Annotated in this window: 11 protein-coding genes and 2 tRNA genes; 3 read left to right on the top strand and 10 right to left on the bottom strand. The window is 71.5% G+C overall.

The genetic code is table 11. The features are described from left to right. Nucleotides 1–65: 65 nt before the first annotated feature. The 4 genes from C4U44_RS05175 to C4U44_RS05160 form a co-directional block, all read right to left on the bottom strand. Nucleotides 66–142, bottom strand: a tRNA-Met gene (locus tag C4U44_RS05175). 190 nt (nt 143–332) lie between these two features. Then, nucleotides 333–2,000 (bottom strand): tetratricopeptide repeat protein, encoded by a 1,668-nt coding sequence (locus tag C4U44_RS05170; protein ID WP_235031873.1) that lies wholly within the window; start codon nt 1,998–2,000, stop codon nt 333–335. Between the two features lie 451 nt (nt 2,001–2,451). After that, a tRNA-Met gene (locus C4U44_RS05165) sits at nt 2,452–2,528 on the bottom strand. Between the two features lie 42 nt (nt 2,529–2,570). Beyond that, complete coding sequence (locus tag C4U44_RS05160; protein WP_103884755.1) at nt 2,571–5,525, bottom strand: UPF0182 family membrane protein; 2,955 nt, start codon at nt 5,523–5,525, stop codon at nt 2,571–2,573. Between the two features lie 131 nt (nt 5,526–5,656). Between C4U44_RS05160 and C4U44_RS05155 the strand changes: the two genes are divergently transcribed. Further along, nucleotides 5,657–6,217, top strand: coding sequence for a PPA1309 family protein (locus C4U44_RS05155; RefSeq protein ID WP_103884406.1), 561 nt, complete (start codon nt 5,657–5,659; stop codon nt 6,215–6,217). A 27-nt stretch (nt 6,218–6,244) separates the two neighbouring features. Here C4U44_RS05155 and C4U44_RS05150 read toward each other — a convergent pair whose 3' ends face one another. The 4 genes from C4U44_RS05150 to C4U44_RS05135 all read right to left on the bottom strand — a co-directional run bounded on the left by C4U44_RS05150 (nt 6,245) and on the right by C4U44_RS05135 (nt 9,408). Continuing rightward, nucleotides 6,245–7,318, bottom strand: coding sequence for a YlbL family protein (locus tag C4U44_RS05150; protein WP_103884405.1), 1,074 nt, complete (start codon nt 7,316–7,318; stop codon nt 6,245–6,247). A 10-nt stretch (nt 7,319–7,328) separates the two neighbouring features. Then, nucleotides 7,329–7,589, bottom strand: coding sequence for a hypothetical protein (locus tag C4U44_RS05145; protein WP_103884404.1), 261 nt, complete (start codon nt 7,587–7,589; stop codon nt 7,329–7,331). A 130-nt stretch (nt 7,590–7,719) separates the two neighbouring features. After that, a complete protein-coding gene (locus tag C4U44_RS05140; RefSeq protein WP_103884754.1) occupies nt 7,720–8,217 on the bottom strand; it encodes a molybdenum cofactor biosynthesis protein MoaE in 498 nt (165 codons plus the stop codon). 87 nt (nt 8,218–8,304) lie between these two features. Continuing rightward, nucleotides 8,305–9,408 carry an SDR family oxidoreductase gene (locus C4U44_RS05135; RefSeq protein ID WP_103884403.1) on the bottom strand — a complete coding sequence of 368 codons (1,104 nt, stop codon included), beginning with the start codon at nt 9,406–9,408 and terminating at the stop codon, nt 8,305–8,307. Between the two features lie 200 nt (nt 9,409–9,608). On the opposite strand from C4U44_RS05135, the gene C4U44_RS05130 reads away from it, so the two are divergent. Together C4U44_RS05130 and C4U44_RS05125 are read left to right on the top strand one after the other, a co-directional pair. Next, on the top strand, nt 9,609–11,111 hold the full coding sequence (locus C4U44_RS05130) for a zinc-dependent metalloprotease (RefSeq protein ID WP_103884402.1): 1,503 nt from the start codon (nt 9,609–9,611) through the stop codon (nt 11,109–11,111). Continuing rightward, nucleotides 11,108–11,641 (top strand): NUDIX hydrolase, encoded by a 534-nt coding sequence (locus C4U44_RS05125; RefSeq protein WP_103884401.1) that lies wholly within the window; start codon nt 11,108–11,110, stop codon nt 11,639–11,641. The genes C4U44_RS05130 and C4U44_RS05125 overlap by 4 nt, the downstream gene beginning before the upstream one ends. A 115-nt stretch (nt 11,642–11,756) precedes the next feature. On the opposite strand, the gene C4U44_RS05120 is transcribed toward C4U44_RS05125, so the two are convergent. Further along, nucleotides 11,757–12,518: an AIM24 family protein gene (locus tag C4U44_RS05120; RefSeq protein WP_103884400.1), complete on the bottom strand. Its 762-nt coding sequence runs from the start codon at nt 12,516–12,518 to the stop codon at nt 11,757–11,759. A 16-nt stretch (nt 12,519–12,534) separates the two neighbouring features. Further along, on the bottom strand, nt 12,535–13,218 hold the full coding sequence (locus C4U44_RS05115; protein WP_103884399.1) for an AIM24 family protein: 684 nt from the start codon (nt 13,216–13,218) through the stop codon (nt 12,535–12,537). Between the last annotated feature and the right edge of the window lie 5 nt (nt 13,219–13,223).

Raw genomic sequence — 13,223 nt, 5'->3', positions numbered from 1 at the left:
CACCCGGACTTTGCACGAACAACACGTAAGCCCGAAAGCAGATGCTTTCGGGCTTACGTCCTACGTGGTAGCGGGGACAGGATTTGAACCTGCGACCTCTGGGTTATGAGCCCAGCGAGCTACCGAGCTGCTCCACCCCGCGTCGTTGTGCCTTTACCTTACCCCCCACCCCCGACCCCACCAAATCCATTTCCCCGCACCCCCGCAGGAGCCCGCCCGCACCAAGGGGACGTGCCCCCGAAGGCGCGCGGGGAACGGCGCGAGAACCCCCCACCGGAAGGTGGTCCGGAAACCGGGCCCAGCCAGGCAACCCGGGCGGACCCGCCCAGCCCCTACGCAGTCAGCTCGTGGGAAACCGCCGCCATGAGCCGCGCCGCCCGCTCCGCCACCTCCGGCGGCCCGCAGTCGATCGCGCGGGCGCACCAGGACTGCGCGGCCGGAAGATCCCCGCGGCGAGCGGACAGCAGCGCCATCCGCAGCGCCGCCCGCCCGTGTCCCGCCTCGGCCGCACGGGTCCACCAGAGCGCGGCCTCGGCCTCGGTCCCTTCCTTCGCGAGCAGCAGCCCGAGGTTGAACGCCCCGTTGCGCGACCCCGCTTCCGCCGCCAGCCGGTACCAGTGCGCGGCCTCGACCACGTCACCGCGCTTGGCCGCGCCCATGCCGAGCCGCACCTGGGCCCGCCGGTGCCCCTGGCGCGCCGCCCGCTCGTACCACTCCCCGGCCTCCTCGCCGGCCTCCGCGGGCCCCTCCTCGCGGCCGTCGAGGAGCGCGCCGAGGCGGAAGGCCGCCTCGGGGCTGCCGCCGCCGGCCGCGCAGCGCAGGTGCCGCTCCGCGCCGTGGTGGTCGCCCTCGCGCTGGAGGAATATCGCGACCTGGAGCGCGGCCTCGGCGTGGCCGGCCGCGGCGGCGTGCTCGTACCACCGGCGGGCGGCGGCGTCCTCGCCGCGGGAGGCGTGCAGGATGCCGAGGTTGAAGGCCGCGTCGATGCTGCCGGCCTCCGCGGCCTTGGAGAACCACGGCTCGGCCCCGGCCGCGTCCCCGCGCTGGAGCAGCAGGACCGCGACCGCGTTGGCCGCCTCGCGGTGCCCGGCGTACGCGGCCTTGCGGTACCACTGCTCGGCCTGCACGGCCCGCCCGTTGCCCGCGCAGAGCAGACCGAGGTTGTATGCCCCGTTGACGTCACCGGCCTCCATGGCGGTGCGGTACCAGCGCTCGGCGGTCTGCGTCTCGCCTTCCTGGGCGTGCAGCGCGCCCAGCGCGTTCGCCGCGTTGCCGTCGCCGGCCTGCGCCGCGCGCCGCCACCAGGTCGCGGCCATGTCGATGTCCCCGGCGTCGCGCAGCAGGAAGCCCAGCGCGCAGGCGGCGCGGGCCTCGCCGTCGCGGGCGGCGGTGAGGTACCAGCGCTCGGCCTCCTGGGTCTCCCCGCGCTCCTCGAGCAGGGTGCCCAGCCGGAGCGCGGCACGGCGGTGCCGCTTGGCCGCGGCCTGACGGAACCACTGCTCCGCCTCGGCGTCCTGGCCGCGGACCGAGCAGATCCGGGCCAGCCGGTACGCGGCCTCGCGGTGCCCTTGCTCGGCGGCGGTGCGGAACCAGCGCTCGGCGCCCGTGTCCCGCTGGTGGTCGAGCAGGTCCGCGAGCGCGTAGGCGCCCAGCGCGTGGCCCGCCTCGGCCGCCTGACGCAGCCAGTACTCGGCGCCGGGCTCGTCGCCGCGCTCGCGCAGGTGGCGGCCGAGGGCGTGTGCGGCGGGCGCGGAACCGGCGACGGCGGCGATCCGCCACCAGCCGGCCGCCTCGTCGGCGCGGCCGCGCTGGTGCAGCAGCAGGGCGAGGTTGTTGGCGGCGGCGCGGTCGCCGTCGCGGACGGCGCCGCGCAGGTAGGGCTCCGCGCCTTCGAGGTCGCCGCGGCGCAGCAGAAGGGTGCCGAGCGCGCTCATCGCGCCGGGGTCGCCGGCATCGGCGGCCGCCCGGTGCCGGGCCTCGATCTCGGCCTCCTCGCGCATCGCGAGGGTGTCCTCGTCGGGGAGTTCGCTGAGCAGCGCCTGCGTGGTGGCCACGCCGTCGGCGGCGACCGCGTCGGGGGTCGCGGACCCGCCGCTGCGGGGTGCGGGCAGCAACTCGGCGACAATCATGGCTTCCTGGCCCGCCGGCCCGGGCTCCTCACCCCTCTGACGAGTGTTCAGCAGTCCCCCACCGTCCCCCATAAGCCCCATGGTCGCACCACCTGTCAGCGGCGTACACCTGGTATACCGCAAGCCGCTCGGTCACTTCAGCGTTTTGTCGACTTCCCGACATGCCGTCACGCCAAACGTTGTAAACGTGATGTCACACGAAGAAGTGAAGTGGCCCGAACTCCCTTGACCCCAGCGCTGGTTCGCGCTTGCCGGAGGCCGCGGCCACCCCCCGGCGCACACGAAGAAACGGCCCGGGGTCTGTTGAGACCCCAGGCCGTATTGGTAGCGGGGACAGGATTTGAACCTGCGACCTCTGGGTTATGAGCCCAGCGAGCTACCGAGCTGCTCCACCCCGCGCCGTTGTGTGCCAACCGTACCACGGCGCGGGAGGCCACCTGATCAGCCCGCCTTCGAGGCCGTGGCGCCCTTGCCCGCCCTCGCCGCTTTCTTCTCGGCCTCCTCCGCCTGCTGCAGCGCCGTACCGAGCCGCTTCTGGGCGTCGCCGTACGCCTTCCAGTCGCCTTTCTTCATGGCCGCCTGCGCGTCGTCGTACGCCTTCTGGGCCTGTGTCAGGGCCGCTTCGACCGCGGGGTCGGCCGAGCCGGCGGCCGGGGGCGGTTGCGCGGTGGAGCCGGTCGAGGCCGGCGGCGGGCTGCCCTGGCGGCCGAAGACGTCGTCCAGCGCCTCGTCGAGGGTGTCGTCGAAGGCGCTGCGACCGTTGAAGCTGACGAACACCTTCTTCAGCAGCGGGTAGTCGACGTTCGCCCCGCGCAGGTAGACCGGCTCCACGTAGAGGAGTCCGCCGTCCAGCGGCAGGGTGAGCAGGTTGCCGTACTCGATGGTGGAGTCCTTGCCGCGCAGCCGCGAGATCTGCTGGGCGTAGGCGGAGTCGGAGTTGAACTTGCTCTGCACCAGCCGCGGCCCGTCCACGGGATCGTCGGTCGGCATGTCCAGCAAGCGCATCTTCCCGTAGTCCGGACTGGTGGCGTCGGAGTCCACCGCGACGAAGGCGGCCAGGTTGCCGCGCTTGTTGGGGGCGAAGGTGGAGGTGAGCGAGAACTCCTGGGAGCTCTGGCCCGGCATCTTGAGGCTCAGGTAGTACGGCGGCACCGCCTTGCCGGACTTGGACGCGGGGTCGTCGGGCACCTGCCAGACCTGGCTGCCGCTGTAGAACTGCGTGGCGGTGGTGACGTGGTACTGGGTGAGCAGTTGCCGCTGCACCTTGAACAGGTCCTGCGGGTAGCGCAGATGCGCCATCAGGGCCGACGGGATGGCGCTCTTGGGCTTCACCGTGTGCGGGAAGGCCTTCATCCAGGTCTTGAGCACCGGATCCTTGGTGTCCCACTGGTAGAGCGTCACGGCGCCTGTGTAGGCGTCCACGGTGGCCTTCACCGAGTTGCGGATGTAGTTGACCCGGTTCTGCCGGGCCACCACCGATCCCTGGCTGTCGGTGAGCGAGTCGGTGGTGGTGTCGCCCATCGTGGTGCGCGAGGAGTACGGGTAGTTGTCGGTCGTGGTGTAGGCGTCGACTATCCACTCCACGTGCGTGCCGACGACCGCCGGATACGGGTCGCCGTCGATCGTCAGCCAGGGCGCGACCGCCTCGACGCGCTGCTTGGGGGTGCGGTTGTACAGGATCTGCGAACCGTGCCCGATCGCCCCCGAGTAGAGGATCTTCGGCTCGCCGAACGTCACCGCGTACGCGGCCCGGGTGATCGGGCTGTCGAGGCTGACGCCTCCCTTGCCGCGGTACGAGGTCGACACCTCGTGGTCCTTCTCGGCGTAGTCGAGCTCCTTGGTGGGGCCGTCGACGATCGCGTACTGCTTGGTCTGCTCGCCGAAGTAGATCTCCTGCGTGTACGGGCCGAGGGCACCGGTGGTGGGCAGGCCCTGCTCGGTGTACACCGGCTGGCCGCTGCGGTCGGAGTCCCCCGATGCGCCGGAGCCGGTGCCGGAACCGGTGGCCGTATCGGGGTCGTTCCCGGTCACGGTGGTGCCCTTGGCCGTGACTATGCCGTAGCCGTGGGTGTACTTGAAGTGGTCGTTGATCCAGTTGTTCTCCGGGATGCCCTTCTCGTTGAGCTCCCGGACGCCGACCACGGTGTCCTGCTCCTTGCCGTCGACGGTGTAGCGGTCGACGTCCAGGGTGGACGGGAAGGAGTAGTAGCTGCCGGACTGCTGGTTCTGCTGGAAGGTCGGCGAGACGACGTTGGGGTCGAGCACCCGGATGGAGGCCGCGCTGCCGGCATCGGCGCGCAGCTTGGCGGCGGGGGTCTTGCTGGTGCCCTTGTAGTCGGACTCCACGGTGTGGTCGATGCCGTACGCGGCGCGGGTCGCGTCGATGTTCCGCTGGATGTACGGCGCCTCCTTGGCCGCTTCGTTCGGCTGGACCTGGAACTTCTGCACGATCGCCGGGTACAGGCCGCCGATCAGCACCGCCGACAGCACCATCAGGCCGAAGCCGATGGTCGGCAGCGTCCAGGTGCGCCGCCACAGGGTGGCGAAGAACAGCAGCGCGCAGATCACCGCGATCGAGAACAGGATGGTCTTGGCCGGCAGGTAGGCGTTGGCGTCCACGTACCGCATGCCGGTCCAGTGGTCGGTGGCCTTCAGGCCGCTGGACTTCACCACCAGCGCGTAGCGGTCCAGCCAGTAGGCGACCGCCTTCAGGGAGACGAACAGGCCCAGCAGGACCGACAGGTGCCCGGTCGCGGCCGCCGTGGCCCGGGCTCCGGGGGACGTGATCCGCAGCCCCCCGTACAGGTAGTGCGCCAGGACCGCGGCGACCAGGGACAGCAGCACGGCGGCGAAGCCGAACGCCAGCAGGAAGCGGTACCAGGGCAGGTCGAAGGTGTAGAACGACACGTCCTTGTGGAACTGCGGGTCCTTGGTGTGGAACGGCGTCGCGTTCACGTACAGCAGCCACAGCCGCCACTGGGCGGTGGCCGACCCGCCGGCGATCAGCCCGACCACCGTGCTGACCGCGATCAGGACCCACTTCTTGTAGGGCGCGATGCCCATCCGGTAGCGGTCGAGGTTCTGCTGCTCGGGCGACATCGCGCTCAGCGGCGGGCGCAACCGGTGCGCCAGGTACAGGTTCGCGCCGACCGCGAGCGCCATCAGCAGGCCGAAGACGCAGAACAGGGCGACCTTCGTCCCCAGCACGGTGCCGAACACCGAGGAGTAGTGCACCGACCGATACCACAGCAGGTCGGTCCAGAGCCCCGCGAGCATCACGAGCGCGACCATCAGGACGGCCAGCACGACCACGGTGATGAGCAGCGTGCGGGTGCCGCGGGACGGGCGGCCGAAGGCGAAGCGCGGTGCGGGCCGCCCTCCGCTGCGGTCCGGCATCTCGAATACCAAGGTGCGCACCTCGAACTGGTCGTGATCTCGGGGTGCCCCGAGTCGGACTCCCACTGGTGCAACTTATCGACGCATTGGCCGGTTCCCGATTCCGGCCCGGGAAGGGGGAGGATACTGACATGTCCAACACTGCGACCGAAGGTACGCCGCTCGCGGCGAACCCCCTGACCCGCGCCGTCCTGGAGATCGACAGCTATGCGTCGGGCCTCGGCTGGGACCGCCCCGCCCGGCTGTTCGCCCTTGTCGACACCGCGAAGCTGCGCGCCAGCGAGCCCGCGCTCGCCGACCAGCTCGGCCTGGACGGCGACGACGCGGCACCCGCCGGCCTGACCCCCATCGAGCAGGACGAGCTGCCCGCCGGGCAGGCCCTCGACGAGTTCCTCGCCACCATCGCCTGGCCGGACGTGATCGCCGGCTGCGCGCTCACCGTGGAGCGGCTGATGCTGCCCCCGTCCGCGGAGGCGGCCATTCCCGAGGACCTGGACGACAAGGCCCTGACCGCCTGGGTCGCCGCCCACCCCGAGCGCCAGGAGGTACGGATGACGGTCGGCGTGCTGCGCGACGGTACCCGCGAGTCCGCGGTCCGCCTCCGCGCGAAGGACTCGGACACGGAGGTGCTGACCGGAAAGGATCTGGTCCCGGGGCTGGCGGACGCCCTGACCGCCACGTTCGAGGACTGACGCACGAGCTGCCGGGGTACTCCCGGTTCAGCTCTTGCAGCTGGGCAGGGCCGAGGTGTTGCCGCTGCGGATGTCCTTCAGCGCGGTCATGGCGTCGTCCAGGGTCTTGACCTTGACCAGGGTGAGGCCGCCGGGGATGTCCTTGGCGGCCTCCTCGCAGTTGTCGGCTGGGGTGAGGAAGTACTTCGCGCCCTTGTCGCGCGCACCGATCGTCTTGAGGCTGATCCCGCCGATCGGGCCGACGTCGCCGTTGTCGGCGATGGTGCCGGTGCCGGCCACGAACGCGCCGCCGGTCAGGCTGCCCGGGGTGAGCTTGTCGATGATGCCCAGCGCGAACATCATGCCCGCGCTGGGGCCGCCGACGTCCGCGAGCCGGATGTTGATGGTGAACGGGAACAGGTGCTCGACGCCCGCCTGGATGCCGACGACCGCGCGCTTGGGGCCGGTGTCGTCCGAGGCGCGGGTGGTGATCGTGACCTGCTGGGTCGGCGGCGTCTTCTTCTTGACGTCCGCCGCCCTGACCACGGTGAACACGGTCTTCTCACCGGGCGAGTGCTTGGTGACGAAGGTGGCGACCTGGTCGGCCGCGCTGACGGTGTGGTCGTCCACCGCCTTGATCACGTCGCCCGCGTGCAGCGAGCCTTCGGCGGCGCCGCCCTTGACCACGGCCGCGACGATCACCCGGGACTGCACGGGGATCTTCAGCTCGTCCAGGGCGGCGACCTTCGCGCTGTCCTGGGACTGGCTGAACTCCTCGGCGTTCTCCTGGTCGGCCTGCTCGGCGGTCTGCCCGCTGGGGTACAGGGTGTCGTGCTCGACGACCTTGTCGTCGTGCCGGGCCCACCCGAGCACCGCCTCGACCAGGTTCATCCGGTAGTCGGCACCCGTGACCCGCACCGTCGTCATGTTCAGGTTGCCGGTGGTCGGGTACGTCGTGCGGCCGGAGATGTCGATGACCTTCGCGCCGCCGTAGCTGCCGAGCGTGTTCACGGTCGGCCCGGGTGACATCTCGGCGTAGGGCGTCGGCGTCACCAGCGCCACGCACAGCAGCGCTATGAGCGTCAGGGTCGAGGCGAGGAGCGTCGCGGTGCGGCGTGACATGCCCCGAACCCTACGGGACAGGCCCGGCAACCGGCCCGCGGGGTGAGTCCTCCTCGTCGTCCGGCGGGACCTCCCGATCGGCCCGGGGCACCGAGGGCGCGCCGGCTGCCGCAGGGCTCACTGAGGACGTCTGCATGGCCTGCCGGAACCGCTCGTACCCGGCGAGCGAGGCACCGTCGCCGGTGGTACGCCGGCGCGCGGCCCAGCGCCCCCAGATCGCGGCGGCGACCGCGGCGGCCACCGGAATGAGCAACCAAGTGAGTGCAGCCACTGCGAAATCCCCGATCCCGTATGAGCCAAACGAGATAAAACAGACCTATGAGCAGATTAACCACTCGGTGAGTCAACGTTCGGCCGGGGCGCGGGGTTACGCAACCGGAAGTCCCACTAACGGAGGGTGTTCAGCACCCCTCGCCCGCTCCCACCCACTCCTCGGTGCCGTCCGCGAAGGTCTGGTGCTTCCAGATCGGCACCTCGTGCTTGAGGTCGTCGATCAGGCGGCGACTGGCGGCGAATGCCTCCCCACGGTGCGGACAGGCGACCGCGACGACCACCGCGAGGTCGCCCACCCGCAGGTCGCCGACCCGGTGCACGGCGGCGAGCGCCCGCACGGGGAAGTCCGCGACGACCTTCTCGGCGACCCGGCGCAGCTCGGCCTCCGCCGTGGGGTGCGCGGAGTACGACAAGCCGGTCACCAGGGTGTCGGGGCGGCCGTCGTGGTCGCGAACCGCGCCGACGAACAGCACGGTCCCGCCGGCCGCGTCGTCGCCGACCGCACGGAAGACCTCGTCCACCGACAGGGGCTCGTCGCGGATCGCCAGGAGCCGGATGACGGGAGCGTCGACGGCCGCGCCGTCAAGGGCGGCGGACCTGCCGGGTGCGCCGAGTTCGGATGCCATGTCTTCCATGCTGCCTCATTCCCCAGCCGGTACCGCGATGCGGAAATGCTATTCCATTATTGGCATCCAGTGTCGTACCCGCCGGCGTCACAGCCCGCGGCGCTTGCGGGCCCTGCGCACCACGGCCGCCGCGCCCACCAGGGCGACGGTCGCGCCCGCGGCACCCAGGGTGGTGGCGTCCTTGCGGCCGAGGCGTCGTCCGGCGACGGAGTTGCGGCCCTCGACCTCGGCGAGGAGTTCGGCGAGCACCTCCTCGTTGGACCACCGGGGACGCCAGCCGGCCTCGTACAGCTTGCTGCCGCTGACCACCCAGGGATGCATGGTGTACGCGAGGTCGCCGGCCGGCGAGGGGGTCAGGCCGAGCCGGTGCAGCCGGGACGCAGCGCCGAACGCGACCGCGGCCGGCAGTTCCATCCGGCGGATTCCGGACAGCTCCTCGACCTCCTCCTGCTCCAGCCAGCCGTCGCAGCCGACCGCGATCTCCCCGTCGACCTTCTCCAGCACCGCGAACTCCAGCGCCGAGACCAGGTCGTCGACATGGCAGAACTGCCAGCACGGCCGGCTGCCCGCCACGACCAGCAGCCGCGGCGACTCGAAGTACCGGGTCAGCGCGGTGTCGGTGTCACCGACCAGCACTGCGGGCCGCAGGATCGTCACATTGAGGCCGGGGTGGGCGCGCGGGGCGCGGCGGCCGAGCCGTTCGATCTCCAGCAGGTCGTCCACGAAGCTCGCCTCGGAGGTGGCCCGCAGCGGGGCGTCCTCGGCCAGCGGCACGTCGTTGTCGGCCTGCGCGCCGTAGACCATCGCCGAGGTGCACAGCACGACCCGGTGCACCCCGGCGGCGGCGGCCGCGGTCAGGACGGTCTGGGTGCCGCGCACGTTGAAGGCCGAGCGGGCCTTCGGGTCGGACTCCAGATCGAGGTCGAGCGCCAGGTGCACCACGACCGACGCGCCGCGGAGTTTCTCCGCGATCGCCGGGTCCCGCACATCCAGCACCTGCCAGGTCGCCCCGGGCACGTCTCCGCGCCGCTCGTCGATCGCCACGACCTTCCTGACCTGGTCGGACTCGCTGAGCCGCACGGCCAGCGCGTGTCCCACCCCTGAAGCCGCGCCGGTGATCGCCACCACCGGCCCCGACCCGGCCCGAGCTGGGCTCCGCTCTGGGCGAACGTGTGCTTCTGGGGAACTCACCGGGTGTCTCCCACGGTTGTCACAGATACGTACAGCGCCATCCTGCCGGACGGGTGTCTACGCTGGAGGGAGAGCCCATCACACCGGGCCGGGCTCGCAGGACCTCCTGACACCCGCCGCAAGACGGGCGTCCAGCGTCCCACCCCACCACGATCCGGCCCCCCGACACAGCCCATCACGACACAGATCCGAGGAATCCCGTGAGTGACATCCCATTCGGATTCGGCGTCCCTCCCGAGGAGCCCGAGGACGGGGACGAGGGCAAGAAGCCCAAGGGCGGACAGCCGAACCCCTTCGGCTTCGGCGGCGACAACCCCTTCGGCCCGGGCGGCGGCGACAACCCGCTCGCGGCGATGTTCGGTTCCCTGAACCCCGGTGATCTGGGCGCCGCCTTCCAGCAGCTCGGCCAGATGCTCTCCTACGAGGGCGGTCCGGTGAACTGGGACATGGCCAAGGACATCGCCCGCCAGACGGTCGCCCAGGGCACCCCGGACGGCGTGAAGGACACGTCCGTCGGCCGGGCCGACCGCGACTGGGTCCAGGAGGCGGTCCGCCTGGCCGACCTGTGGCTCGACGGCGCGACCTCGCTGCCCTCGGGCGCCAACACCGCCGTGGCCTGGAGCCGCGCGGAGTGGGTCGAGGCGACCCTCCCGGTGTGGAAGGACCTGGTCGACCCGGTCGCCGAGCGGGTGGCCGGCGCCATGGGCGATGTGCTGCCCGAGGAGATGCAGGCGATGACCGGCCCGCTGCTCGGCATGATGCGGTCGATGGGCGGCGCGATGTTCGGCTCCCAGATCGGGCAGGCGCTCGGCACCCTGGCCGGCGAGGTGGTCGGCTCCACCGACGTCGGCCTGCCGCTCGGCCCGTCCGGCAAGGCCGCCCTGCTGCCTGTCAACGTGGCGGCGTTCGGCGACGGCCTGGGCATCCCCCAGGAGGAGGTGCGGCTCTACCTCGCGCTGCGCGAGGCGGCGCACCAGCGGCTGTTCGCCCACGTGCCGTGGCTGCGGGCGCACCTGTTCGGCGCCGTCGAGGGATACGCGCGCGGCATCAAGGTCGACACCGCCCGCCTCGAGGAGGCCGTGGGCCAGCTCGACCCCACGCAGCCCGAACAGCTTCAGGAAGCCCTCCAGCAGGGCATGTTCCAGCCGGAGGACACCCCGGAGCAGAAGGCCGCGCTGGCCCGGCTGGAGACGGCGCTCGCCCTGGTCGAGGGCTGGGTGGACGCGGTCGTGCACGCGGCCGCCGCGCCCCACCTCCCGTCCGCGGGGGCGCTGCGCGAGACGCTGCGCCGCCGCCGCGCGACCGGTGGCCCGGCCGAGCAGACCTTCGCCACCCTGATCGGCCTCGAACTGCGGCCGCGCCGGCTGCGGGACGCCTCCCGGCTGTGGGCCTCGCTCACCGACGCCCGCGGCGTCGAGGGCCGTGACGGCCTGTGGGCGCACCCCGACATGCTGCCGACGGCCGCCGACCTCGACGACCCGGACGGCTTCGTGCACCGCGACGTCATCGACTTCTCCGAGCTGGACAAGCTGCTCGGCGAGGCCGCGAGCGGCGGCACGACGGAGGACACCGGCCCCCGGACGAGCCTGGACAAGGACGCCGGCTCCGCCCCCGAGCAGCCGGAGAAGGGCGCCGGCAGCGGCTCCGACGGGGATACCGGGCCCCGACGCACGGACGACGAGGACGGCGACACCGGGAAGTGAGCGCCGCACTGCACAAGGACGCGGTGGGCGTCCTGGAGACCTGGGACGCCCCCGACGCCGATCAGGAGAAGCTGCGCCAGGACTACCTGGCCCACCTGGCAGCCCACCCCGACGGCATGGGCAAGCCCTGCAAGGCCGGCCACCTCACCGGCAGCGTGCTCATCCTCGACGCCGAGCAGCGCCACGTCCTGCTCACCCTGCACGCCAAGCTCAAGCAGTGGCTGCAGACCGGTGGCCACTGCGAGGCGGACGACACCTCGCTGTCGGGTGCCGCCCTGCGCGAGGGCACCGAGGAATCCGGCATCCAGGGGCTCGAACTCCTGGTTCCGCGACCCGTCCGGCTCGACCGCCACCTGGTGCCCTGCGCCTGGCATCTCGACGTCCAGTACGCCGCGGTGGCTCCCCCGGGCTCGGTCGAGTCCATCAGCGACGAGTCCCTGGCCCTGCGCTGGTTCAGCTTCGACGAGGTCGCCGAGTTGCCCGACCACTCCGTGCGCGTCCTCCTGGAGGGCACCCGGGCACTGCTCTGAGGAATCCCCGGGCCCGGCCCCCGCGGAAGGTGCGGGGGCCCGGGCCGGAAGGCGGCTCACCTCGGAAGAGGTCCTGCTCCGCCGACGGCTCGGGCAGGGCCTGGGACGGGTCCCGTCAGCGACCCCAGACATTCCCCTGGTTCATACCCTGCACCCCTTGCGACCCGACGCCGTACTGCGCCCGCAGCCCGTGGAACTCGACGTTCTGCGGCGGCATCATCTCGCTGGGCTGCACCAGGACGTAGCCCTGGCCGACGAAGTTCAGCTCCCAGCCCTCGCCGGTGTTGCCGCGTCGCCGGAACACCGAGGAACTGCTGGTCTGCGCCTGCATCTGGACCCGCAGCGACGTCGACCACGCGACCACCGCGTCCGCGTCGCAGGAGACGTACTTGTCGGGGGTGACCGGCATCATCAGCGGCTTGCCCGACGTCATGAGGGCGACCTTGCCCTGCCCGGCGATCGCGACGTTGTACTGCCCGGTGCCCGACAGGCCGTACTGGCTGTCGACCGCGATGACGTCCCAGTGCAGCCCCGAGTCGAGGGCGAGGACGTAGGCGCTGTCGACCGTCAGCCCGTCGTGGTCGACGTCCAGGATGTGGATCTGCTGGGCGAGGTTCGCGAGGTAGACGGTGCCCTGGCCGGAGCAGCGCATCAGGTCCAGCGCCTCGCCGGTGTGGCGGGCGGCGCTGCGCTGGTACGGCGACTGGTACTCGCCGTCGAACTCGACCATGCCCTGGTACGCGACCATCGAGCCCTTGCGGGCAAGGCAGTCGGGGCCGGTGTTGCCGTCCAGCCGGACGCGCAGCAGGTAGGAGTTCTGGAGACTGTAGTGGTCCTGGTTCTGGACCTCGGTGAAGGCGAAAAGCGGGCTCTGCATGATGTGTCGTTCCCCCTCAGCCCCGGGCCCGGAGCCGGTCGGTGCTGTCCTCGCTCGGCTGTACGACCACGAAGCCCTGCCCGGAGAACGCGATCTGGAACGCCTCCCCGCTGCCCCGCCCGATCAGGGACGACGCCTTGAAGCTGCGCTTGGCCTTCATCTTGAGCCCCGACGACCAGGCCACCAGGGCGTCCGGGTCGACGTACGTCTCGTCGGCGCCCGAGCCGCAGTCCACCACGATCGGGGTGCCGCGGGAGGTCACCGCCACCCAACCGGTGCCGGACACCCCCACGTTGAACAGGCCCTGCCCGGCGAACTTGGCGAGTCCCTTGACCCGCTCGACGCCCCACCGCAGGTGCGCGTCGAAGGCGAGCAGGTTGGTGCCGTTGACCGACACGGACTCGTCGGAGAGGTTGAGGCAGACCACGTCGGCGCCGTAGTCGGCCAGATAGAGCAGGCCGTCGCCGCTGCACTTCATCACCGGGGTGCTCTCACCGGTCAGCCACGACGAGGCCATCTGCCGTACGGCGGGCGGGTTCGGCTCGTACTGGATGAAGCCCTCGTAGGCGACCATCGAACCGGTCCGCGCATACAGGTCCTGGCCGGTGGCCATCGCGACCTTGAGCATGGACGAACCGTGGTTCTCCATCCGGGCGGCGACCGGCTTGGGCGCGTACCCCGCGATCATCTGCTGGTCCATGGCGG

This window comes from Actinacidiphila yanglinensis (assembly GCF_900107965.1).
Taxonomy (GTDB): domain Bacteria; phylum Actinomycetota; class Actinomycetes; order Streptomycetales; family Streptomycetaceae; genus Actinacidiphila; species Actinacidiphila yanglinensis.
Note: the sequence above shows the minus strand (reverse complement) of the source record. Positions and strands in the feature narration are given on the sequence as shown.